This window comes from Methylorubrum suomiense, assembly GCF_022179765.1.
GTDB lineage: Bacteria > Pseudomonadota > Alphaproteobacteria > Rhizobiales > Beijerinckiaceae > Methylobacterium > Methylobacterium suomiense.
The window spans coordinates 62,464-84,957 of the sequence record NZ_BPRE01000014.1 but is presented as its reverse complement, the minus strand read 5'-3'; the positions used below and the strand labels follow the sequence as shown (position 1 = coordinate 84,957).

General features: G+C 67.6%; 20 protein-coding genes and 1 tRNA gene. 9 read left to right on the top strand and 12 right to left on the bottom strand.

Annotation, left to right across the window (positions count from 1 at the left end; genetic code table 11):
• Positions 1-2 precede the first annotated feature (2 nt).
• From aat to carB, 10 genes are all read right to left on the bottom strand, one after another.
• Positions 3-680 carry a leucyl/phenylalanyl-tRNA--protein transferase gene (gene aat / locus MFF26_RS19890; RefSeq protein WP_137828812.1) on the bottom strand — a complete coding sequence of 226 codons (678 nt, stop codon included), beginning with the start codon at positions 678-680 and terminating at the stop codon, positions 3-5.
• 241 nt (positions 681-921) lie between these two features.
• Positions 922-2,289: an acetyl-CoA carboxylase biotin carboxylase subunit gene (gene accC, locus MFF26_RS19885; RefSeq protein ID WP_137828769.1), complete on the bottom strand. Its 1,368-nt coding sequence runs from the start codon at positions 2,287-2,289 to the stop codon at positions 922-924.
• 10 nt (positions 2,290-2,299) lie between these two features.
• A complete protein-coding gene (accB, locus tag MFF26_RS19880; RefSeq protein WP_137828768.1) occupies positions 2,300-2,779 on the bottom strand; it encodes an acetyl-CoA carboxylase biotin carboxyl carrier protein in 480 nt (159 codons plus the stop codon).
• 18 nt (positions 2,780-2,797) lie between these two features.
• Positions 2,798-3,253: a type II 3-dehydroquinate dehydratase gene (aroQ, locus tag MFF26_RS19875; protein ID WP_137828767.1), complete on the bottom strand. Its 456-nt coding sequence runs from the start codon at positions 3,251-3,253 to the stop codon at positions 2,798-2,800.
• A gap of 285 nt (positions 3,254-3,538) precedes the next feature.
• On the bottom strand, positions 3,539-4,429 hold the full coding sequence (locus MFF26_RS19870; protein WP_137828766.1) for a LysR family transcriptional regulator: 891 nt from the start codon (positions 4,427-4,429) through the stop codon (positions 3,539-3,541).
• Positions 4,430-4,685: 256 nt separating this feature from the next.
• Positions 4,686-5,660, bottom strand: coding sequence for a thioredoxin-disulfide reductase (trxB, locus tag MFF26_RS19865; RefSeq protein ID WP_137828765.1), 975 nt, complete (start codon positions 5,658-5,660; stop codon positions 4,686-4,688).
• A 253-nt stretch (positions 5,661-5,913) separates the two neighbouring features.
• Positions 5,914-7,002: a mitochondrial fission ELM1 family protein gene (locus MFF26_RS19860; protein ID WP_171015439.1), complete on the bottom strand. Its 1,089-nt coding sequence runs from the start codon at positions 7,000-7,002 to the stop codon at positions 5,914-5,916.
• A 50-nt stretch (positions 7,003-7,052) separates the two neighbouring features.
• On the bottom strand, positions 7,053-7,568 hold the full coding sequence (locus MFF26_RS19855) for a hypothetical protein (protein ID WP_137828763.1): 516 nt from the start codon (positions 7,566-7,568) through the stop codon (positions 7,053-7,055).
• 5 nt (positions 7,569-7,573) lie between these two features.
• Positions 7,574-8,050 carry a transcription elongation factor GreA gene (gene greA / locus MFF26_RS19850; RefSeq protein ID WP_171015441.1) on the bottom strand — a complete coding sequence of 159 codons (477 nt, stop codon included), beginning with the start codon at positions 8,048-8,050 and terminating at the stop codon, positions 7,574-7,576.
• A 127-nt stretch (positions 8,051-8,177) separates the two neighbouring features.
• The gene (gene carB, locus MFF26_RS19845; RefSeq protein ID WP_137828762.1) at positions 8,178-11,651 is read right to left on the bottom strand and encodes a carbamoyl-phosphate synthase large subunit; all 3,474 of its coding nucleotides are present in this window, start codon (positions 11,649-11,651) and stop codon (positions 8,178-8,180) included.
• 337 nt (positions 11,652-11,988) lie between these two features.
• On the opposite strand from carB, the gene MFF26_RS19840 reads away from it, so the two are divergent.
• Complete coding sequence (locus MFF26_RS19840; protein WP_137828761.1) at positions 11,989-12,432, top strand: pseudoazurin; 444 nt, start codon at positions 11,989-11,991, stop codon at positions 12,430-12,432.
• Positions 12,433-12,484: 52 nt separating this feature from the next.
• On the opposite strand, the gene MFF26_RS19835 is transcribed toward MFF26_RS19840, so the two are convergent.
• Positions 12,485-12,973 carry a CAP domain-containing protein gene (locus tag MFF26_RS19835; RefSeq protein WP_238308436.1) on the bottom strand — a complete coding sequence of 163 codons (489 nt, stop codon included), beginning with the start codon at positions 12,971-12,973 and terminating at the stop codon, positions 12,485-12,487.
• Between the two features lie 272 nt (positions 12,974-13,245).
• Positions 13,246-13,322: transfer RNA gene (locus tag MFF26_RS19830), tRNA-Asp, on the bottom strand.
• A 475-nt stretch (positions 13,323-13,797) separates the two neighbouring features.
• Between MFF26_RS19830 and MFF26_RS19825 the strand changes: the two genes are divergently transcribed.
• The 8 genes from MFF26_RS19825 to nuoH are packed head-to-tail and all read left to right on the top strand — an operon-like array spanning position 13,798 to position 22,486.
• Complete coding sequence (locus MFF26_RS19825; protein ID WP_137828759.1) at positions 13,798-14,163, top strand: NADH-quinone oxidoreductase subunit A; 366 nt, start codon at positions 13,798-13,800, stop codon at positions 14,161-14,163.
• 49 nt (positions 14,164-14,212) lie between these two features.
• On the top strand, positions 14,213-14,800 hold the full coding sequence (locus MFF26_RS19820) for a NuoB/complex I 20 kDa subunit family protein (protein ID WP_137828758.1): 588 nt from the start codon (positions 14,213-14,215) through the stop codon (positions 14,798-14,800).
• Between the two features lie 10 nt (positions 14,801-14,810).
• Positions 14,811-15,485 (top strand): NADH-quinone oxidoreductase subunit C, encoded by a 675-nt coding sequence (locus tag MFF26_RS19815; RefSeq protein ID WP_373324504.1) that lies wholly within the window; start codon positions 14,811-14,813, stop codon positions 15,483-15,485.
• A gap of 10 nt (positions 15,486-15,495) precedes the next feature.
• A complete protein-coding gene (locus MFF26_RS19810) occupies positions 15,496-16,686 on the top strand; it encodes an NADH-quinone oxidoreductase subunit D (RefSeq protein ID WP_137828757.1) in 1,191 nt (396 codons plus the stop codon).
• A gap of 18 nt (positions 16,687-16,704) precedes the next feature.
• Complete coding sequence (nuoE, locus tag MFF26_RS19805; RefSeq protein ID WP_137828756.1) at positions 16,705-18,033, top strand: NADH-quinone oxidoreductase subunit NuoE; 1,329 nt, start codon at positions 16,705-16,707, stop codon at positions 18,031-18,033.
• Between the two features lie 10 nt (positions 18,034-18,043).
• Positions 18,044-19,345, top strand: coding sequence for an NADH-quinone oxidoreductase subunit NuoF (gene nuoF, locus MFF26_RS19800; RefSeq protein WP_137828755.1), 1,302 nt, complete (start codon positions 18,044-18,046; stop codon positions 19,343-19,345).
• A gap of 34 nt (positions 19,346-19,379) precedes the next feature.
• On the top strand, positions 19,380-21,452 hold the full coding sequence (gene nuoG / locus MFF26_RS19795; protein ID WP_137828754.1) for an NADH-quinone oxidoreductase subunit NuoG: 2,073 nt from the start codon (positions 19,380-19,382) through the stop codon (positions 21,450-21,452).
• Positions 21,453-21,463: 11 nt separating this feature from the next.
• A complete protein-coding gene (nuoH, locus tag MFF26_RS19790) occupies positions 21,464-22,486 on the top strand; it encodes an NADH-quinone oxidoreductase subunit NuoH (protein WP_137828753.1) in 1,023 nt (340 codons plus the stop codon).
• Positions 22,487-22,494: the final 8 nt, after the last annotated feature.

The window sequence follows — 22,494 nt, the reverse complement described above, 5'->3', positions numbered from 1 at the left end:
GGTCAGTCCGGCGTATCGCGCCCCAAGCCGAGATCGGCCAGGGCCTCGCTGCCGGAGAAGACCCGGGCCGGGTCGCCCCACTCGGCCCGGTGGGTGGCGGCTTCGGCGAGGCGGCGCTTGTAGATGTGGCGCGGGACTTCCTCGACGCCGAACTGGCTGAGGTGGTCGGTGAGGAACTGGGTGTCGGCGAGCCGGAAGCCACCGCGGCGCAGCCGGGCGACGAGATGGACGAGGGCGACCTTGGACGCGTCGCGGGCCTCGTGGAACATGCTCTCGCCGAAGAACGCGGCACCGAGGCAGACGCCGTAGAGCCCGCCCACCAGCTGCCCGTCGCGGTAGACCTCGACGGTGTGGCAGGCGCCGCGGTCGTAGAGGGCGCCGTAGAGGTCGCGGATCCGGCCATTGATCCAGGTCCGCGCCGTATCGCGCCGTGGGGCGGCGCAGCCGTCGATCACCGCATCGAAATCGCGGTCGGTGACGACTTCGAACTGGTCCGACCGGACGGTGCGGGCAAGGCGCCGGGGCACGTGAAAGCGGTCGAGGGGCAGGACGCCTCGGGCCCGCGGCTCGACCCAGTAGATCGTCGGGTCATCGGCATCCTCCGCCATCGGGAAGATCCCCGCGGCGTAGGCCTTGAGCAGGATGTCGGGCGTGATGTCCACGGAAGTCCTGTCGTGCATCGACAAGTGTTGTCGCTCCGGTCGCGTGGGAACGCCAGCCCTATCCTCAACCCTCATTCCGAGGCCGCGGAGCGGGGCGCGGACTCCACCCATGATGCGGGATGCAAGGCGGAATCTGCGTCGTCGTGGCCCGTCATGGATGCCGGGTTCTCGCCTTCGGCGAGACCCGGAACGACAGCGGAGGGCATGAAAAAGCCGACCCTCTGACGAGGGCCGGCTCTCGTATCCTCGTCTTGTTCGCTCAGCGCTTCGGATCCGTCTCCGACAGGCCCTCGCGTTCCAGGAAGGCCTCGAGCCAGTGGATGTCGTACTGGCCGTTCTGCACGTCGGCGTTCCGCACCAGGGTGCGGAACAGCGGCAGCGTCGTGTCAATGCCGTCGACCACGAACTCGTCGAGGGCGCGGCGCAGGCGCATCAGGCACTCGTTGCGGGTGCGCCCGTGCACGATCAGCTTGCCGATCAGCGAGTCGTAGTTCGGCGGAATGCGGTAGCCCTGGAAAGCCGCCGAATCGACGCGCACGCCGAGACCGCCCGGCGGGTGGAAATAGGTGATGAGGCCGGGTGAGGGCCGGAAGGTCGCCGGGTGCTCGGCATTGATCCGGCACTCGATGGCATGGCCCTCGACCTTGATGTCCTCCTGCGCCACGGACAAACCGCCGCCGGCCGCGACCCGGATCTGCTCGTTCACCAGGTCGATCCCGGTGATCATCTCGGTGACCGGATGCTCCACCTGGATGCGGGTGTTCATCTCGATGAAGTAGAACCGCCCGTCCTCGTAGAGGAACTCGATGGTGCCGGCGCCGAGATAGCCGAGCTTCCGCATGGCGTTGGCGCAGATGCCGCCGATCTCGGCGCGCATCTCGGCATTGAGGGCCGGCGAGCCGCCTTCTTCCCAGACCTTCTGGTGCCGACGTTGGAGCGAGCAGTCGCGCTCGGCCAGATGCACCGCGTCGCCGCGACCGTCGCCGAGGATCTGCACCTCGATGTGGCGCGGCTTGGTCAGGTACTTCTCGAGATAGACCGCATCGTCGCCGAAGGCCGCCTTGGCCTCGGTGCGGGCCATGTTCAGTGCCTGCTCGAGGTCGGCCTCGGTGCGGGCGACCTTCATGCCGCGCCCACCGCCGCCGGAGGCTGCCTTCACGAGCACCGGATAGCCGATCTCGGCGGCGACCCGCTTGGCCTCGTCCGTATCGGTGATGCCGCCTTCCGAGCCCGGCACGCAGGGGATGCCGAGCGCCTTCGCCGTGCGCTTGGCCTCGATCTTGTCGCCCATCACCCGGATATGCTCGGCCTTGGGGCCGATGAAGCCGATATTGTGGTGGGCCAGCACCTCGGCGAAGCGGGCATTCTCGGACAGGAAGCCGTAGCCCGGATGCACCGCGTCCGCCCCCGTGATCTCGCAGGCCGCGATGATCGAGGGGATGTTGAGGTAGCTGTCGCGGGCCGCGGGCGGCCCGATGCAGACGCTCTCGTCGGCCAGCCGCACATGCATGGCATCGGCATCGGCCGTGGAATGGACCGCCACGGTCGCGATACCGAGTTCCTTGGCCGCCCGAAGGATGCGCAGGGCGATCTCGCCGCGGTTGGCGATCAGGATCTTGTCGAACATCCGCCAGCCATCACTCGAGGACGAGGAGCGCTTCGCCGTACTCGACCGGCATGCCGTCCTCGACGAAGATCGCGGTGACGGTGCCGGCGCGGGGCGCCACGATCTCGTTGAAGGTCTTCATCGCCTCGACGAGCAGCAGCTTGTCGCCCGCCTGGACCTTCGTGCCGATCTCGATGAACGGCTTCGCCTCCGGGGAGGGGCGCAGATAGGCGGTGCCGACCATCGGCGAAGGGACGGCGCCGGGATGCCCGGCCCCGGCCTTGGCCGGTGCGGGGGCGAGAGCCGCCGGAACCGCCGCGGGCGCGGCCGCAGGCGCCGCCGCGGCGATGGCGGCGGGCGGGGCGACCTGAACCGCCACCGTCTCGATCTTGCGGGCGACGCGGATGCGCAGGTCGCCCTTCTCGACCTCGATCTCGGTCAGATCGGTCTCGGCGACCATCTTGGCGAGTTCGCGCACCAGATCGGGATCGAAGGGTTCGTTCTTGGCCATCGGCTCTTGGTTCTGCAGTCAGGGAGCGGACGGGGACCGTCCGCGCAGGAGATGGGCGAGGGCTTCGAGCCCTGCGAGATAGCTGTAGGGGCCGAAGCCCGCGATCACCCCGGCGCAGACCGGTGCGATCAGAGAGACATGACGAAACGCCTCGCGGGCATGCACGTTCGAGAGGTGGATCTCGACCGCGGTCACGCCGGTTCCTGCGATGGCGTCGCGGAGCGCGACCGAGGTGTGCGTGTAGGCGGCGGCGTTGATGAGCACCCCGGCTCCGGCCGCGCCGGCCTCCTGCACGAACGTCACGAGTTCGCCCTCGTGATTCGTCTGACGGAAGGTCAGGGCGATATCGAGGCGATCCGCGCGCGATCGCAGGTCGCGCTCGATATCGGCCAGGGTGGCCGCGCCGTAGATGCCCGGCTCGCGCGTGCCCAGCAGATTGAGGTTCGGCCCGTTGAGACAGTGAATCGCGGTCATGCCAGCCGGATTTCTTTCGACGGGGGCCTGAGGAGCCGCCCGGCGGGAGGGCCGGTCTTAGACGAGGCCGAGCGCCCGCGACAAGGGCGGTCGTGGTTTCCCTGCGATGGTCGCGTCCGCGTTCACGCCGTCCTTCGACGCGTGCCGTCATTCTGGGACCGCTCAGCTTAACCCGGAGCCCGCCCGCAATGCGCGGCTGGGGCAGGGGCGAGGCCCGTCGTGGATGCCGGATCCGGCCTTCTTCGTGCTCCGGAATGACCGGGCGAAGATAACACGGAAGAGCCCTCAGTAGGTCCAGCGCTGGGCCTTGTTGACGAGGAAGTCGCGGAACGCCTGAACGCGGGCGACCGTGCGCATTTCCTCGGCATAGACGAGGTAGCTCTCCATGGTCGGCATCTCGGCCTCGCGCAGGACCTGGACGAGGTTCTCGTCGCCGTCCACCGCGTAGTCGGGCAGGATGCCGACGCCGATCCCGGCCTCCATGGCCTTGTGCAGGGCGGTGATGTTGTTGACCGTGAAGTGGACCGGGCGGCGGTCATCGCCCTCGCGGCCGATGCTGGAGAGATAGTGGGTGGCCAGCAGGTAGGAGGGCTCGTTTCCGCCGAAGGAGACGAGCCGGTGCTCGTCGAGATCGGCGATGGTCTTGGGCTCGCCGAAGCGCTTCACGTAATCGCGACTGGCGAAGGCGTGGTAATGCACCGTGAACAGCCGCCGCTGGATCAGGTCCGGCTGGGCCGGCCGACGCATGCGGATGGCGATGTCGGCCTCGCGCATGGCGAGATCGAGTTCCTCGTTGGTCAGCACCAATTCGACCCGGACATCCGGGTAGAGGTCGAGGAATTCCGAGATGCGGCCCGCGAGCCAAGACGAGCCGAGCCCGACCGTCGTTGTCACCCGCAGATCGCCTGACGGGCGCTCGCTCGTCTCGACGAGGCGGGCGCGGGTGTTCTCAAGCCGCAGCTTCATGTCCCGCGCGGCGCGGAACAGCAGGTCGCCCTGCTCGGTCAGGATCAGGCCGCGGGCGTGGCGGTGGAACAGCGGCGCCTTCAATTCGCGCTCAAGGGCGCTGATCTGACGGCTCACCGCCGACTGGCTGAGCCCGATATCGTCGCCCGCCCGCGTGAAGCTGCCGGCCTCCGCGACGTTGAGGAAAATCCGGATCTTGTCCCAATCCAAGGCCGTCACTCCCGCCCGTCGAGGTCTGCCCGTCACGGGAGGCCGCGACCCTTGGGCGTTGCACGACATCCACCCTGCTGGCGCCCCCGTCATTCGCTGAGCGAAGGGCTCCTCGCGAAACCGTAGGGCTCCTGCATGGTTCAGACTAGGACGGCAAGCTTGCGATTTGGTTGCGTCACAGGGCCGTCAACAGTGAAATGGGCGCCGGTCGCCGGTGCCCACCGTTATCCCCAAACGAACCTGCGAAGCGGCGGCCTTACTCGGCCGCGGCCTTGGCCGGGCTCTCGCCGACATCGAGGGCCGCCAGATACTTCTCGGCTTCGAGGGCCGCCATGCAGCCCATGCCGGCGGCGGTGATCGCCTGCCGGTAGACGTCGTCGGTGACGTCGCCCGCCGCGAACACGCCCGGCACGTCGGTCGCGGTCGTGCCCGGCGTCACCGCGATGTAGCCGCCATGTCGCATCGGCAACTGGCCCTCGAAGATGGAGGTCGCGGGCTGATGGCCGATCGCGACGAACAGGCCGTCGGTGGCGTGCTCGACGATCTGGCCGGAGCGCAGATCCTTCAGGCGCAGATGCGTGACCGAGGGCGGCGCCTCGGAGCCGCAGATCTCCTCGACGGCATGATGCCACTTCACGGTGACGTTGGCGTGCTTGAACAGCCGCTCCTGCAGGATGCGCTCGGCCCGGAACTCGCCGCGACGGTGGATCACCGTGACCGACTTGGCGAGATTGGCCAGATACAGGGCCTCCTCGACGGCGGTGTTGCCGCCTCCCACCACCGTCACGTCCTTGCCGCGGAAGAAGAAGCCGTCGCAGGTGGCGCAGGCCGAGACGCCGAAGCCCTGGAACTTCGCCTCCGACGGAAGGCCGAGCCACTTCGCCTGCGCGCCGGTGGCGATGATGAGCGCGTCGCAGCTATAGGTCTCGCCGGAATCGGCTTCCAGCCGGAAGGGACGGGTCTGCAGATCGACCTTGGTGATGTACTCGGACACGATCTTCGTGCCGACATGCTCTGCCTGAAGGCGCATCTGCTCCATCAGCCAAGGCCCCTGGATCGCTTCCGCGAATCCCGGATAATTCTCGACGTCGGTCGTGATCATGAGCTGGCCGCCGGGCTGGAAGCCGGAGATCAGTAGCGGCTCGACCATGGCGCGGGCGGCGTAGATGGCGGCCGTGTAGCCCGCAGGTCCCGAGCCGATGATCACGAGTCTCGTGTGGGTGTGGGCCATCTCTCGCCGTCTCCTGGTTCCGGCCGGACCCGCGCGGCAGAGCGGGCCCGTCGCCTCATCGATTCGCGCGCAGTGTGGCACAGCGCACGGAAATTGATCGTTTCGGAGTCCGTGCCGCCCGGAGGCGTTCGATCTCCGTCTTTTGCCTCGTCCGAGAATGCCTCCCGACCCCGTTCAGTCCGGGCGCATCCCTCGCTCCGTGTATGCCGCGAATTCTCGCGCCGAATTGGTTTCCGCCCCGTCGGAGTACGGTTCAGATGGACCCCTTCGGCGCCGGTATGACCGCCGATGGGCCCGCCGCCTCAGGGCTTTCCACCCGCCGCGCCGGATCGAATAGCCGCCGATGCGCCGCGTAGGCTGCGGCCATCGCTTCGGCGATCTCTGGGGTCGCGTCGATCGGGGTGTAGCGCAGGGCCTCCAGACGGCCGATGAAGGGTTTGAGGGCTCCCGCCATGGCAAGCCCCGCGAACATCCGCCGATGCCGAATATAGGTGCGCGGAAGGTCGAACAGCAGGAGCGGCACCCCGGTGCTCGCCGCTTCGCCGACCATGTTCGCCGAATCCGAGGTGACGACGATGTGGTCGGCGATCGCCAGCATGCCGATATAGGGATTCTCTCCCGTGCCGTCCCAGAGGAAGCCGCCCTTGCGGCGGGTCAGGTCGCCGAGGGCCGCGCTGAGATCGGGCGGGGTGCGCCGCGACACAGTCATCATCAGGGTGCAGCCGCCATCGGCGAGCTTGGTCAGGTCGCGCACGAGGCGGCGCGTGTCGGACTTGCGGTAACTGAGGTGCCGGCTGTCGCCACCGATCAGCACGGCGATGCGCGGCCAGGGGAGGGCCGACAGCCGCGGGTCCGGCTGAGCGCGGGCGGCGTCGAGCCTGGCGCGGGAGACGGGGTGCGGGGCGGTGAGCGTCGTGAAGACGTTGGGGCCGCGCAGATCGTCGTAATCCGGAACCCAGATGAAGTCGGCGGTGTCGTGCCCCGTCCGCGGGTCCTTGAGGAAAGCCGTGAAGGTGCGCCCCTGCGAGGCACGTCGCACCGCCCGCAGATAGGGCACCGCGCGTCGGCCCGAGGCGATCAGGATATCCGGCAGGGGGCCTTCGAGGACGCCCCCGGCCCGGCCGGGCGCGTCGCGGGGATCGATCGGTCCCCAGGGAGCCATCCAGGTCAGCGGGCGACCGCGCGGAATGCGCCGACGCTCGACATCCAGGCCGAGGGCTTGAGCTATCCCGATGCACTGGTTCTCGTCGCCGGCCTTGCCGTCGGTCACGATCCAAGCGCGCGCGCGCCCGATCTCGGGCGGCACGACGCCGTCCCCCGCCACCGGCCCGCTTCCGCTCACGCCACGCACGTCCCCGAACTGTGTCCCGCTTCCGACCCGACCGGCCGACTCTACTGAGCCGGCAGTTGGCGCCGAAGCCATGCCGCGTAATGCTCGGCCAGCGCCGCGACGCGCCGCCGTTCCGAGGCCGGATCGTACCACGCGCCGCCCGAACTCGCCGGCAGAGCCGAGAGCTGGGGATGGCGGGCGAGAACCGCACCGTCACGGCCGACCAGCAGCGCCTCGCCATCGAGATAATCGGTGACGCCGCCTCCACCGAAGCTGCCGCGGCTCGCGCCTTGGGCCCCGGCATAGGGGTTGAGCGAGAGACCGCTCACGCGCACCACCAGGGTCGGCGCCCCGCGCACGATCCGATCGCCGAAGGCCTGCCGCAGCGCCGCCGTCAGATCGGCCCGCAGAGCCTCCGCCTGGGGCCCGCCGCCATAGGCGGCGAGCGGGCGCACATCGACGGAGACGCCGCCGATCCGGCCGAAATCCTGGGCGACGGCCGGTCCCGCGAGCAGGTCGAGGCCCAGGGCCAAGAAGGCCGAGAGGGCCAAGGAGGCCTTGAGGCCGGGGGCCGGCAACGGGATCAGGCTCCCCACTCGACGGCGACGACCTCGTAGGATTTGCCGCCGCCGGGCGTCGTCACCTCGACGGTGTCGCCGACGCCCTTGCCGATCAGCGCGCGCGCGATCGGCGAGGAGATCGAGACCCGACCCTCGCGCACGTCCGCCTCCGGCTCGCCGACGATCTGGTAGGTCTTCTCTTCCTCGGTATCCTCGTCGAGGAGCTTCACCCGCGCGCCGAACTTGATCTTGGCGCCCGAGAGCTTCGCGGTGTCGATGATCTCGGCCCGCGCGATCATGCTTTCCAGTTCGAGCACCCGGCCCTCGTTGTGGGACTGGGCCTCCTTGGCGGCATGATACTCGGCGTTCTCGGACAGGTCGCCCAGGGCGCGCGCCTCGGAGATCGCCTGGATGATGCGCTGCCGCTCCACCTGCTGGCGATGCTTCAGCTCTTCCTCGAGAGCTGCGTAGCCACGGATCGTAATCGGAACCTTGTCGATGCTCATGGTCTCGCGCCACAATGAAGAGGCCCGGCGGGAGCGGTGAGCTCCTTCCGGGCCGGAAAACGGCTCTCAGTTCAGACCGCGAGGCGCCCTGTCCGCCGGGCACCTCGCGCGCCGGAGGTATTTAGGCCGCGAAGTACTCCTGCAAGGCCCGCACCCGAAGGTCGCCTTCGAGATAGGCTCTGATCCCCTCGGCCGCCGCCATCGCGCCCGCCAGAGTGGTGTAGTACGGCACTTTATGCAAGAGGGCCGCCCGCCGGAGCGAGCGGGAGTCGGACAGCGCGCCCGCTCCCTCGGTGGTGTTGATGACGAGCGCGATCTCGCCGTTCTTGATCGCATCGACGATGTGGGGGCGGCCCTCCAGCACCTTGTTGATGCGGCCCGTCGGGATGCCTTCGTCGGCCAGATACCGCTGCGTCCCGCCGGTGGCGAGGATGCTGAAGCCGAGCTCCGACAGGAGCCGGATGGTCGGCAGCACGCGCGGCTTGTCGTCGTCGCGCACCGAGATGAACACGGTGCCGGTGCGCGGCACGGCGGTGCCGGAGCCGAGCTGGCTCTTGGCGAAGGCCACGCCGAAGCCGGCATCCAACCCGATCACCTCGCCGGTCGAGCGCATCTCCGGCCCGAGCAGGACATCGACGCCGGGGAAGCGGGCGAAGGGGAACACCGCTTCCTTGACCGCGATATGGTCGAGCTTCTTCGGCTTGAGGCCGAAGCCGTCCAGCCGCTCGCCCGCCATGATCCGCGCGGCGATCTTGGCGATCGGTTCGCCGATCACCTTGGCGACGAAGGGGACGGTGCGCGAGGCCCGCGGGTTCACCTCCAGCACGTAGATCGTGCCGTCCTTGATCGCGTATTGCACGTTCATGAGGCCGCCGACCTTGAGGGCCAGGGCCATCGCCTTGGTCTGGCGCTCCAGTTCGGCGATGATCTCAGGGCTGAGCGAGCGCGGCGGCAGCGAGCAGGCGCTGTCCCCCGAATGGATGCCCGCCTCCTCGATATGCTCCATGATGCCGGCGATGAACACGGTCTCGCCATCGCAGACCGCGTCCACATCGACCTCGGTGGCATCCGACAGGTAGCGGTCGAACAGCAGCGGGTTCTTGCCCAGGACCGTGTTGATCTGCCCCGTCTTGTCGTTGGGATAACGAGATTTGATGTCGGAGGGGATCAGGCTCGGCAGGGTGCCCAGCAGGTACTCGGCGAATTGCGCCTCGTCGCGGATGATCGCCATGGCCCGCCCGCCCAGCACGTAGGAGGGGCGCACCACGAAGGGCAGGCCGAGTTCGGCCGCGACGAGCCGGCTCTGCTCCACCGAGTAGGCAATGCCGTTCTTGGGCTGCTTGAGGCTGAGCTTGTCGAGGAGCCGCTTGAACTGATCGCGGTCCTCGGCGAGGTCGATGGCGTCGGGCGAGGTGCCGAGGATCGGCACGCCCGCCGCCTCCAGCGCGCGGGCGAGCTTGAGCGGCGTCTGGCCGCCGAACTGCACGATCACCCCGTGGAGCGTTCCGGCCTGCCGCTCCGTCTCGACGATCTCCAGCACGTCCTCCGCCGTCAGCGGCTCGAAATAGAGCCGGTCGGACGTGTCGTAATCGGTCGAGACCGTCTCCGGATTGCAGTTGACCATGATGGTCTCGTAGCCGGCTTCCGTCAGGGCGAAGCAGGCGTGGCAGCAGCAATAGTCGAACTCGATGCCCTGACCGATCCGGTTCGGGCCGCCGCCGAGGATGATGACCTTCTTCTTGTCCGACGGGTAAGCCTCGTCCGCCACCGTGCCGGCGAAGGGGGCGACGTAGGTCGAGTACATGTAGGCGGTGGGCGCCTTGAACTCGGCGGCGCAGGTATCGATCCGCTTGAAGACCGGACGGACGCTCAAGGCACGGCGCGCGTCGCGCACGACCTGCTCGTCGGTATCGGCCAGAACCGCCAAGCGAGCGTCGGAGAAGCCCGCGGCCTTGAGCTGGCGGAAGGCGCCGGGCGTCGTCGGCAGGCCGTGGGCCTTCACCCGGTTTTCCAGATCGACGATGGCCTGGAGCTGCTCGAGGAACCACGGGTCGATCTTGCAGGAAGCGTGGATCTCCTCATGGCTGATCCCCAGCCGCATCGCCTGGGCGACCTTGAGCAGGCGGTCGGGCGTGGGCGTGCCGAGCGCGGCCTTGATGGCATTGTGGTCGTCGCCCTTGCCGAGGCCCTCGATCTCGATCTCGTCGAGGCCGGTCAGGCCCGTCTCCAGGGAGCGCAGGGCCTTCTGCAGCGATTCCGCGAAGCAGCGGCCGATGGCCATGGCCTCGCCCACCGACTTCATGGCGGTGGTCAGGGTCGGCTCGGCGCCGGGGAACTTCTCGAACGCGAAGCGCGGGATCTTGGTGACGACGTAGTCGATCGTCGGCTCGAACGAGGCCGGCGTCGCCCCGCCGGTGATGTCGTTGGCGATCTCGTCGAGGGTGTAGCCGACGGCGAGCTTGGCCGCGACCTTGGCGATGGGGAAGCCCGTCGCCTTCGAGGCCAGCGCCGAGGAGCGCGAGACGCGCGGGTTCATCTCGATGACGATCATCCGGCCCGTGGCCGGGTCGATGGCGAACTGCACGTTCGAGCCGCCGGTCTCGACGCCGATCTCGCGCAGGACCGCCAGCGAGGCGTCGCGCATCACCTGATACTCTTTGTCCGTCAGCGTGAGGGCCGGCGCCACCGTGATCGAGTCACCGGTGTGGACACCCATCGGATCGACGTTCTCGATGGAGCAGACGATGATGCAGTTGTCCGCCTTATCGCGGACCACTTCCATCTCGTATTCCTTCCAGCCGAGCACGCTCTCCTCGATCAGCACCTCGTTGGTCGGCGACGCGTCGATGCCGCGCTCGACGATCTCCAGGAATTCCTCGCGATTGTAGGCGATGCCGCCACCGGTTCCGCCCATGGTGAAGGACGGGCGGATGATCGCCGGCAGGCCGACCTCGGCCAGCGCGATCAGGGCTTGGCCCAGAGCGTGCTCGATGTAGCGGCGGCGACGGTCGCCCTCACCGCCGCTCCACTGCCGCTCGAACTCGGCGAGCGCTGCCGCGCGGGCATCCGGATCGGCATTGGCCGCCTCGATCCGCGCGGTCTCGGCCAGATACCGGTCGCGATCCGCCTTCTTGGCGGCGGAGGCGTTGGCGAGCTCGGATTTCGGCGTCTCAAGGCCGATCTTCGTCATCGCGTCGCGGAAGAGGTTGCGGTCCTCGGCCTTGTCGATGGCCTCCGCCGTGGCGCCGATCATCTGCACGCCGAACTTCTCGAGGACGCCCATGCGTTTCAGCGAGAGGGCGCAGTTCAGCGCGGTCTGGCCGCCCATGGTCGGCAGGAGGGCGTCGGGCCGCTCCTTCTCGATGATCTTGGCCACGATCTCCGGGGTGATCGGCTCGACATAGGTGGCGTCGGCCATGTCCGGATCGGTCATGATCGTCGCCGGGTTCGAGTTCACCAGAACGATCCGGTAGCCTTCCTCGCGCAGGGCCTTGCAGGCCTGGGTGCCGGAATAATCGAACTCGCAGGCCTGCCCGATGATGATCGGCCCCGCACCGATGATGAGAATGGAATGGATGTCGGTGCGTTTCGGCATTGAGCGCCTTGAGGTCTAGCTCGCGCGCGCTCACCCCCCGCGCGCCGCCTCTTTCGGGCGGCGCCCGAAGGGATCGGGCGGCCTGGATGATCGTCAAGCCCCGCGTTTACACCCGGCCGCGCGGCATTGAAAGAGCGGCCCCGCCATGCCCGTTTTCCAACCCCGCGATCTCTCCCGCCGGCTCAGCGACCCCCTCCGCCTCGACTGATTTTGAAAGTTTAATTATTCGAAATTATACCAGTATATCTCCATTTGCTGTTTCCTAATAGAGTCTATATCGGACGAAGATCGGCGATGTATGCCGATCATCATGAGAATCATTCCGAGGAAGCGAACAATGGCGTTGAAGCATCTGATGGTCGCGGTGACCCTGCTCTCGGGCGTCGCGTCGGCGCTGCCGGCCGCGGCCGAGGAATTCACGGTCAAGGCCCTCAACAACGGGCCGGGCGGGTCGATGGTGTTCGATCCGGCCTTCGTGAAGCTGAAGCCCGGCGACAGCATCAAGTTCGTGCAGACCGACAAGGGCCACAACGTCGAGACCATCAAGGGCATGGCGCCGGAGGGCGCGGAATACGTGAAGACGGTCGTGAGCCAGGACGCCGTCGTCAAGTTCGATAAGGAGGGTGTCTACGGCTTCAAATGCGCGCCGCATTACATCATGGGCATGGTCGCGCTCGTGGTCGTCGGCGACAAGCGCGACAACCTGGAGGCCGCCAAGAGCGTCCCCCACAATAAGCTGACGCAGAAGCGGTTCGAGCCGCTCTTCGCCCAGGCGCAGTAACCGGAGTCCGCCCCGGGAAGGCGGTCCCGCCTCATCTAGCGAGGACCGCCGCTCAATCCCCCGACATGACCAGCGCCCAGAAGCGCTTGTAGCGGGTGCCCGGGGCATCGACCCGGGCGATGCCGATCCGGCGCAACTGCGGCATGAGCATGTTGCGATTGTGCTCGGGCGAGGCCTTCCAGCGGGCGAGGACCTGATCGAAGGTTTCCGAACCCGCGCTGAGATTCTCCGACGCGTAGCGCTTGGCAAAGCCGGCCTGCGCCATTCGGCTCTCGAACGAGCCGGCGGCCTCGTGGCTGAGGCGCCCCATCCGCGCATTGGCGCCTGCCTGGAACGAGGCCGCGCGAATCAAGCTCGAATCGATCGTGACGGGTCCGAGGCCGTGCTGCGCCCGATAGCGCGAGATCGCCTGGGCGGCGGCGCCCTCGTCGAGTATCACCGGGACCGTCGGAAGGCTGGCGTCCAGAACGGGCGAGCCGCCGCAGCCCGCGAGCGTGAGAGCGAGGAGAAGCGCGGCGGCAACGGGGCGCAGGATCGGCATCGGGCGATTCGGAGCGAGGGCGTGAGGCGTTGCCCCAGCGCATCCCCGGCCGATGCGGCGAAACAGCGGCGAGTCCGGACAGACGCAACGGTGCGGCCGCCGCCGTGTCGTCGCGGCCACGCATGCGCCGCCGACACCCATGCATCCCGGCGCACGAACAGGCCGACCGGCCCGAGGGCGCGGACCGAATTCGACAATGCACGGAATCGGACAAGTTCGGGCCGCTTGTGCCGATTTCAGCTTGCGGTCTAGATTGTCTTCTTGAGAAGACGTGGCGCGGGCGACGGGGCTCGAACCCGCGACCTCCGGCGTGACAGGCCGGCACTCTAACCGACTGAGCTACGCCCGCGTGGCGGTCGCCGGAGGGGATGGCCTCGCTGCCGGCGACGAGGCGGGGTTTAGGGGGGGCGCTTCGGGCTGTCAAGCAAGGGAATCGCACTTTCGCGATTCGTTTTCCGGCCGGCTTCCGGCGCGGTGAAGGGCGATCGGAAAGATCTCGGCGCGGCCTACGCGTTTAACGTGTATCGAGCGAGAAAAGTGGTATGGGCCATCGCGCGGATCGCCCGACCCGCCCTTCCGTGGGGGCAACCCATGCGTGCTGCGAAGGTAGCCCATGCACTGGTATACCAGCGTGGCTGTCTCGGGGTGCATGGGGTGTTTGTGCGACGCGCAATACCCTTGTTTCGTCCTGAGGCCTCGTCTAAGCCTCGCCAGCGCCCAGTCTGGCATTGGAGGAATTCCACGGGAGGAACCCTCTCCGCGGCCAGGCGTCGACGCGAGGGCACTTCCATGATCCTCCCGCGCAACGAAACGAGGGGTTCGGCATGACCGGCCTGCTTGCGGACTATCTTCCGCTTATCGTGTTCATCGGCGTCTCGCTGTTCATCGCGGCGGCCCTGCTGGTTGCGCCCTTCGTGGTCGCCTATTCGAGCCCGGATCCTGAGAAGCTCTCGGCCTACGAATGCGGCTTCAACGCATTCGATGATGCGCGCATGAAGTTCGATGTGCGCTTTTACCTCGTCGCAATTCTATTCATCATTTTCGATTTAGAGGTCGCTTTCCTGTTTCCCTGGGCGATCACGTTCGGGGAACTTGGTTGGTTCGGCTTCTGGTCGATGATGATCTTCCTCGGCGTCCTGACCGTCGGCTTCGTCTACGAGTGGCGCAAGGGCGCCCTCGAATGGGACTAGGCCACGGCCGGTCCGACGTCGCCCTTCCTATCCTCGCTCAGAGGCAGAAATGGCCCTGAACCCGACCCTGTCCCGCGCGCCCGAGATCGCGCCCCAGCCGAAAGGGATCATCGATCCCGCGACCGGCCGGCCCATTGGTGCCAGCGATCCGATGTTCCTGTCGATCAACGATGAGTTGGCCGATCGCGGGTTCCTGGTCACCAGCGCCGACGAACTCATCAACTGGGCCCGCACCGGCTCGCTGATGTGGATGACCTTCGGCCTCGCCTGCTGCGCCGTCGAGATGATGCAGATGTCGATGCCGCGCTACGATTGCGAGCGCTTCGGCTTCGCGCCCCGTGGCAGCCCGCGTCAGTCCGACGTCATGATCGTCGCCGGTACGCTGACCAACAAGATGGCCCCGGCGCTCCGCAAGGTCTACGACCAGATGCCGGAGCCGCGCTACGTCATCTCCATGGGCTCCTGCGCCAATGGCGGCGGCTACTACCACTATTCCTACTCGGTGGTCCGCGGCTGCGACCGCGTCGTGCCGGTCGATATCTACGTGCCGGGCTGTCCGCCTTCGGCGGAGGCGCTGCTCTACGGTGTTCTGCTGCTGCAGCGGAAGATTCGCCGTATCGGCACGATCGAGCGCTGAGGGAGAGGCGATGAGCGAAGCCATGCCCGCCGCCGTGACCACCAACGGCATTGTCCTGCGCGGCACCGTCGCGGCGCCCCAGGGCGACGACGCTTTGCGCGCCATGGGCGAGCGCATCGCCGGCGCCCTGGGCCCCGCGGTCACCGATTGGGCGATCGCCTTCGGCGAACTGACCCTGACCGTGCAGGGCAGCGACATCGTCTATGCGCTGACCTACCTGCGGGACGAGCCGGCCTGCGCCTTCCGGTGCTTCATCGATATCTGCGGCGCCGATTATCCGCAGCGGGCGCGCCGGTTCGAGGTGGTCTACCACCTGCTCAGCCTGCGCCATAACACCCGCGTGCGGGTGAAGGTGCAGACGGATGCCGCGACGCCGGTGCCCTCCGCGATCACGGTCTTCCCGGCCGCCAACTGGTACGAGCGCGAGACCTACGACCTCTACGGCATCCTGTTCTCGGGTCATCCCGACCTGCGCCGGCTGCTCACCGATTACGGCTTCGAGGGGCATCCGCTCCGCAAGGACTTCCCGCTGACCGGCTTCGTCGAGGTCCGCTACGACCAGGACGAGGCGCGCGTCGTCTACGAGCCGGTCAAGCTCACCCAGGAATTCCGGAACTTCGACTTCCTGTCGCCGTGGGAGGGCACGGATTACGTGCTCCCCGGCGACGAGAAGACGTCGAGCTGAGGCCGCGGGCATGTCCGAACACAATATCCGCAACTTCTCGATCAATTTCGGGCCGCAGCACCCGGCGGCGCACGGCGTGCTGCGCCTCGTGCTCGAGCTCGACGGCGAGGTGGTCGAGCGCGTCGATCCGCATATCGGCCTGCTCCATCGCGGCACCGAGAAGCTGATCGAGCACAAGACCTACCTCCAGGCGACGCCCTATTTCGACCGGCTCGACTACGTGTCGCCGATGAATCAGGAGCACGCCTTCTGTCTGGCGATCGAGAAGCTCGCCGGCATCGAGGTGCCGCGCCGCGCCAAGCTCATTCGCACCCTGTTCTGTGAGATCGGACGGCTGCTCTCGCATCTCCTCAACGTGACGACGCAGGCGATGGATGTCGGCGCTCTCACGCCGCCCCTCTGGGGCTTCGAGGAGCGCGAGAAGCTGATGATCTTCTACGAGCGCGCCTCGGGTGCCCGCCTGCACGCCAACTATTTCCGCCCCGGCGGCGTGCATCAGGACCTGCCGCCCGCGCTCATCGACGATATCGAGGCGTTCTGCGACCCGTTCCTGCAGGTGGTCGACGACCTCGACAACCTCGTCATGGCCAACCGCATCTTCAAACAGCGCAACGTCGACATCGGCATCGTCAGCCAGGACGAGGCGATGGAATGGGGCTTCTCGGGCGTGATGGTGCGCGGTTCGGGCATCCCGTGGGATCTGCGCAAGTCGCAGCCCTACGAGGCCTACGAGGAGATGGATTTCGACATCCCCGTGGGCAAGAACGGCGACACCTACGACCGGCAGGTCATCCGCATGGAAGAGATGCGGGAATCGGTGAAGATCATGAAGCAGTGCTGCGCCAAGTTGCGTGAGCCTGCCGGTCAGGGCCCGATCGCCTCCACCGACGGTAAGTTCGCGCCCCCGCCGCGCCGGGAGATGAAGCGCTCGATGGAAGCGCTGATCCACCACTTCAAGCTCTACACCGAAGGCTTCCACGTCCCGGCGGGCGAAGTCTACGCGGCGGTCGAGGCGCCCAAGGGCGAGTTCGGCGTCTATCTCGTGTCGGACGGCACCAACAAGCCGTATCGCTGCAAGATCCGGGCTCCGGGCTTCGCGCATTTGCAGGCGATGGACTGGATGTGCCGCGGCCACCTGCTGGCCGACGTGTCCTGCGTGCTCGGCACGTTGGACATCGTGTTCGGTGAAGTGGACCGCTGAAGGAACGCGTCGGACGTCATGGCCAACCGCAGACTCGCCCCCGCCGCCGAGCAGCCTCAGAACTTCGCGTTCTCCCCGGAGAACGCCGAGTGGGCCCGCGGCCAGATCGAGAAGTACCCGGAAGGGCGTCAGGCCTCCGCCGTGATCCCGCTCTTGTGGAAGGCGCAGGAGCAGAACGGCGGGTGGCTGCCGCAGAAGGCGATCGAGGCGGTCGCCGACCAGCTCGGCATGCCGCATATCCGCGTGCTGGAGGTCGCGACCTTCTACACGATGTTCGCGCTGGAGCCGGTCGGCCGCTTCTGGATTCAGCTCTGCGGCACGGTTCCCTGCGATTGCTGCGGGGCGAAGGAGCTGAAGGCCGCGCTTCAGGCGCGCCTCGGCCCGCCCGGCCACGTTTCGGCGGACGGCAACTTCTCCTGGCTCGAGGTCGAGTGCCTGGGCGCCTGCTGCAACGCGCCGATGGTGCAGATCAATCAGGATTACTACGAGGATCTGACGCCCGAGAGCCTCAACAAGCTCATGGACGATCTCGCCGCCGGGCGCCCGGTCAAGATCGGATCGCAGATCGGTCGCGTCTCGTCCGAGCCGAAGGACGCGGTCAACACGCTCACCGACCCGACGCTGTTCGACGGTTCGCGCGTCGGTGCGTGGCGCAAGCGCTTCGAGGCAACGAAGGCCGAGGAAGAGATCAAGCACGAGGAAGCTGCCTCCTCCGAGGCACGGGCCGCGACGGAGGCGAAGCCCGCCCGTCCGGAGGCCGGCCGCCCCATCGAGCAGGGCACCGCCGACGGGCCGGCGCAGCGCGCCGCCGCGGGTGAACCTCCGGTGCGGGAATCGGACAAGGCCGAGGCCACGGAGCGGGGCACCTCGCAGGCCAAGACCGCCGGGTCCCGGCCGGGGGACAGCTCGGCCCTCGACTCGCCGGCCGAGCGCGTCGCAGCCGGCGAACCCCCGGCCGTGACCGTGACGCCCGACGAGGAGACCCGTGCGCTCGCCGAAGATGCGGCTCTGCGCACCGAACCGCCGCAGCACCCGGTGGCCGGGGGCGCGGACGACGCGGTGCCCGAGACGGAGAGCCCGGAGGCGCGCGCCGACGCGGCGGGCCAGCGTCCCGAAGGATTGCCGGCTGCCCGCGACGACCGTCCGGACGACCTGACCCGGATCCGGGGAATCGGCCCGGTCAACCAGACCCGCCTGAACGGGCTCGGCATCTGGCATTACGACCAGATCGCCGCCTGGACCCCGCAGGAGGTCGCCTGGATCGGCGCTTATCTGGCGTTCCCCGGTCGGATCGATCGCGAGAACTGGGTGCGGCAGGCCGCCGACCTCGCCGGAACGAAGGGCTGAGGACCGAGACATGCTCTCCGATCAGGATCGCATCTTCACCAACCTCTACGGCCTGCATTCGCCCGATCTCGAGGCGGCGAAGAAGCGGGGCGCCTGGGACGGCACCAAGTTCCTGCTCGATCAGGGCCGGGACTGGATCATCGACGAGATGAAGGGCTCGGGCCTGCGCGGCCGCGGCGGCGCAGGCTTCCCGACCGGCCTGAAATGGTCGTTCATGCCCAAGAAGTCTGATGGGCGTCCCCATTACCTCGTCGTCAATGCCGACGAGTCGGAGCCGGGCACCTGCAAGGACCGGGAGATCATGCGGCACGATCCGCATCTCCTGATCGAAGGCTGCTTGCTGGCGTCCTTCGCCATGGGCGCGCATGCCTGCTACGTCTATATCCGCGGCGAGTACGTAGCGGAGAAGTTCGCCCTTCAGCGGGCCGTGGACGAGGCCTACGCGGCCCGTCTCGTCGGCCCGTCGAACATCCACGATTACCCGTTCGACATCTACGTGCACCACGGCGCGGGTGCCTATATCTGCGGCGAGGAGACGGCCCTCATCGAGAGCCTCGAGGGCAAGAAGGGAATGCCGCGGCTGAAGCCGCCGTTCCCGGCGAATATGGGCCTCTATGGCTGTCCCACGACCGTCAACAACGTCGAGTCGATCGCGGTCGCCGGCACCATCCTGCGCCGGGGCGGCGCGTGGTTCGCCGGTCTCGGCGGCAAGAACAACACCGGCACCAAGCTGTTCTGCGTCTCGGGCCACGTCAACAAGCCCTGCAACGTCGAGGAAGAGCTCGGCATCACCTTCCGCGAGCTGATCGACAAGCATTGCGGCGGCATGCGCGGCGGCTGGGACAATCTTCTGTGTTCCATCCCGGGCGGTTCATCCGTCCCGCTCGTTCCGGCCGAGCAGATCATCGACGCCAAGATGGATTTCGACACCCTCCGCAATCTCGGCTCGGGTCTCGGCACCGCGGCGGTGATCGTGCTCGACAAGTCGACCGACATCGTCGGCGCGATCGCGCGCATCTCGTACTTCTACAAGCACGAGTCCTGCGGCCAGTGCACGCCTTGCCGGGAGGGCACCGGCTGGATGTGGCGCGTGCTGACCCGCATGGCCGCCGGCCGCGCGCAGAAGCGCGAGATCGACATGCTGCTCGAAGTCACCAAGCAGGTGGAGGGGCACACGATCTGCGCGCTGGGCGATGCGGCGGCCTGGCCGATCCAGGGCCTGATCCGGCATTTCCGGCCGGAGATCGAGAAGCGGATCGATCAGTACAGCGCGAACCCACACATGGATGCAGTGCCGATGGCGGCGGAGTGACCGCCGCCCCGATGCTCAACGTCGAGAAGACACGATGACCAAAATCCTCGTCGACGGCACCGAGGTCGATGTCCCGGCCGATTACACCCTGCTCCAGGCCTGTGAGGTCGCGGGCGCGGAAATCCCGCGCTTCTGCTTCCATGAGCGGCTGTCGATCGCCGGCAATTGCCGCATGTGCTTGGTGGAGCTGAAGGGCGCGCCGAAGCCGGTGGCCTCTTGCGCCTACGCGGTGAAGGATTGTCGGCCCGGACCGAACGGTGAGCCGCCGGAGGTTCTGACCCGCTCGGGCCTCACGAAAAAGGCCCGCGAGGGGGTGATGGAGTTCCTCCTCATCAATCACCCGCTCGATTGCCCGATCTGCGACCAGGGCGGCCATTGCGACCTGCAGGATCAGGCGATGGCCTACGGCGTCGATTCGACCCGCTATCACGAGAACAAGCGCGCGGTCGAAGAGAAGTATATCGGCCCGCTGGTGCGCACGGCGATGAATCGCTGCATCCACTGCACCCGCTGCGTCCGCTTCCTGGCGGAAGTCGCGGGCGTGCCGGATCTCGGCGCCATCGGCCGTGGCGAGGACATGGAGATCACGAGCTACCTGGAACAGGCGATGGGCTCGGAGCTGCAAGGCAACGTCGCCGATCTCTGCCCCGTCGGCGCGCTGGTCCACAAGCCGCAGAGCTACAACGTGCGCCCGTGGGAGCTGCACAAGACCGAATCCGTCGATGTGATGGATGCGGTGGGCTCCGCGATCCGCGTCGATGCCCGCGGCCGCGAGGTGATGCAGATCGAGCCGCGGATCAGCGAGGAGATCAACGAGGAGTGGATCTCCGACAAGACGCGCCACGTGGTCGACGGTCTCCGCCTCCAGCGGCTCGACCGACCGTTCCTGCGCGAGAACGGACGCCTGCGTCCGGCCTCCTGGGGCGAGGCCTTCTCGGCTATCGCCGCCAAGATGAAGGGGGCCGACCCGAAGCGCGTCGGCGCGCTGGTCGGTGATCTCGCGGGCGTCGAGGAGATCTTCGCCCTCAAGCAGCTGATGGGATCGCTCGGCGTCACGAATCTCGATGCGCGCCAGACCGGCGAGGCACTCGATCCGGCCTGGGGCCGCGCCGCCTACACGTTCGGACCGACGATCCCCGGTATCGAGCGGGCGGACGCGATCCTCCTGGTTGGCACCAATCCACGCACCGAGGCCTCGCTCCTGAACGTGCGCATCCGCAAGCGCTGGCGCATGGCGCCGCTCGCCGTCGGCCTGATCCTCGACGAGCAGCCCGACCTTACCTACCCCTACACCTATCTCGGCGCGGGCACGGACACCCTGACCTCGCTGGGCAAGGGCGAGCACAGCTTCTTCGAGATCCTGCAAAAGGCCGAGCACCCCCTCATCATCGTCGGCGAGGGCGCGCTCGGCGTGCCCGGCGCGCTCGCCGCCGCGGCGGCCCTGGCGAAGGAAGTCGGCGCCGTCGCGGAGGGCTGGAACGGCTTCGGCGTGCTGCAGACGGCGGCGGCCCGCGTCGGTGCGCTCGATCTCGGCTTCGTGCCGGGGGAGGGCGGGCTGACCTTCTCGCAGATGCTGGAGCCGGGCGCGCTCGATGTGGTGTTCAACCTCGGTGCCGATGAGCGGGCGATCCCACCGGGTGCCTTCGTGATCTACCAGGGCACCCACGGCGATGCCGGTGCGAGCCGCGCCGACGTGATCCTGCCGGGCGCCGCCTATACCGAGAAGAGCGCGACCTACGTCAATCTGGAAGGCCGGGTGCAGATGACCAATCGCGCCGGCTTCCCGCCCGGGGATGCCCGCGAGGATTGGGCGATCCTGCGCGCTCTTTCCGACATCCTGGGCAAGCGCCTGCCCTACGATTCGCTCGGAGGCCTGCGTAAGGCGCTGTACGCCGCTCATCCGCATCTCGCCGCGGTCGGGTCCGTCGAGCCGTCGGATATGGCGGCGTTGGAGACGCTCGCGGCGCTGCCGGGTCGGTCCGAGAAGGCGGCGTTCGCCTCGCCGGTCGCCGACTTCTATCTCACCAATCCGATCGCCCGTTCCTCGCGGGTGCTCGCCGAGTGCTCCGGGCTCGCCCGGGGCCGCGCGCTCGAAGCGGCGGAATAGGGAACGGCCCGATGACCTTCCTCGAGGTGCTCGGCACCGTTCTCCTGATCGCGCTGAAGAGCTTCGTGCTGCTCGCAGCGCTCCTGGTCTTCATCGCCTACGCCCTTCTGGCGGATCGCAAGATCTGGGCGGCGGTGCAGTTGCGGCGGGGGCCCAACGTGGTCGGTCCCTGGGGTTTGTTCCAGTCCTTCGCCGATCTCCTGAAGTTCGTGCTGAAGGAGCCGGTCATTCCGGCGGGCGCCAACAAGGCGATCTACCTGTTGGCGCCGCTGGTCTTCGCAATGCTGGCGCTCGCCTCCTGGGCGGTGATCCCCCTGGCGGATGGCTGGGCGATCGCCGACCTCAATGTCGGCATCGTCTATATCTTCGCTATCTCCTCTCTCGGCGTTTACGGCGTCATCATGGGCGGCTGGGCGTCGAACTCGAAATACGCCTTCCTCGGCGCGCTCCGATCCGCCGCGCAGATGATCTCCTACGAGGTGTCGCTGGGCTTCGTGATCATCTGCGTGCTGCTCTGCGCCGGCTCCCTCAATCTCTCGCGCATCGTCATGGCGCAGGACACGGCGCTCGGGCTGTTCGGCTGGTACTGGCTGTGGCTGTTCCCGATGTTCGGCGTGTTCTTCGTATCGGCGCTCGCCGAGACGAACCGCCCGCCCTTCGATCTCCCTGAGGCGGAATCGGAGCTCGTGGCCGGTTACATGGTCGAGTATTCCTCGACGCCGTACCTGCTGTTCATGCTCGGCGAATACGTGGCCATCATGACCATGTGCGCGCTCGGGACCGTGCTGTTCCTCGGCGGCTGGCTCTCGCCGATCCCGTTCGCGCCCTTCACCTGGGTGCCGGGCGTGATCTGGTTCGCGCTGAAAGCAAGCTTCCTGTTCTTCATGATCGCCATGGTGAAGGCCATGGTGCCGCGCTACCGCTACGACCAGCTCATGCGGCTCGGCTGGAAGGTCTTCCTGCCGCTGTCGCTGATCTCGGTCATCGTCGTCGCCTTCGTCCTCAAGCTCACCGGCCTCGCGCCGGGAGCCTGACCGCAACC

Excerpts from the sequence above, each read along its gene's own strand:
- MFF26_RS19815 (WP_373324504.1), top strand. The coding sequence starts at position 14,811 with ATGAGCGAAGCCATGCCCGCCGCCGTGACCACCAACGGCATTGTCCTG.
- trxB (WP_137828765.1), bottom strand. The coding sequence starts at position 5,660 with ATGGCCCACACCCACACGAGACTCGTGATCATCGGCTCGGGACCTGCG.
- nuoE (WP_137828756.1), top strand. The coding sequence starts at position 16,705 with ATGGCCAACCGCAGACTCGCCCCCGCCGCCGAGCAGCCTCAGAACTTC.
- MFF26_RS19835 (WP_238308436.1), bottom strand. The coding sequence starts at position 12,973 with ATGCCGATCCTGCGCCCCGTTGCCGCCGCGCTTCTCCTCGCTCTCACG.
- aat (WP_137828812.1), bottom strand. The coding sequence starts at position 680 with ATGCACGACAGGACTTCCGTGGACATCACGCCCGACATCCTGCTCAAG.
- MFF26_RS19810 (WP_137828757.1), top strand. The coding sequence starts at position 15,496 with ATGTCCGAACACAATATCCGCAACTTCTCGATCAATTTCGGGCCGCAG.
- carB (WP_137828762.1), bottom strand. The coding sequence starts at position 11,651 with ATGCCGAAACGCACCGACATCCATTCCATTCTCATCATCGGTGCGGGG.
- accC (WP_137828769.1), bottom strand. The coding sequence starts at position 2,289 with ATGTTCGACAAGATCCTGATCGCCAACCGCGGCGAGATCGCCCTGCGC.
- MFF26_RS19825 (WP_137828759.1), top strand. The coding sequence starts at position 13,798 with ATGACCGGCCTGCTTGCGGACTATCTTCCGCTTATCGTGTTCATCGGC.
- aroQ (WP_137828767.1), bottom strand. The coding sequence starts at position 3,253 with ATGACCGCGATTCACTGTCTCAACGGGCCGAACCTCAATCTGCTGGGC.
- accB (WP_137828768.1), bottom strand. The coding sequence starts at position 2,779 with ATGGCCAAGAACGAACCCTTCGATCCCGATCTGGTGCGCGAACTCGCC.
- nuoH (WP_137828753.1), top strand. The coding sequence starts at position 21,464 with ATGACCTTCCTCGAGGTGCTCGGCACCGTTCTCCTGATCGCGCTGAAG.
- MFF26_RS19820 (WP_137828758.1), top strand. The coding sequence starts at position 14,213 with ATGGCCCTGAACCCGACCCTGTCCCGCGCGCCCGAGATCGCGCCCCAG.
- MFF26_RS19840 (WP_137828761.1), top strand. The coding sequence starts at position 11,989 with ATGGCGTTGAAGCATCTGATGGTCGCGGTGACCCTGCTCTCGGGCGTC.
- nuoG (WP_137828754.1), top strand. The coding sequence starts at position 19,380 with ATGACCAAAATCCTCGTCGACGGCACCGAGGTCGATGTCCCGGCCGAT.
- nuoF (WP_137828755.1), top strand. The coding sequence starts at position 18,044 with ATGCTCTCCGATCAGGATCGCATCTTCACCAACCTCTACGGCCTGCAT.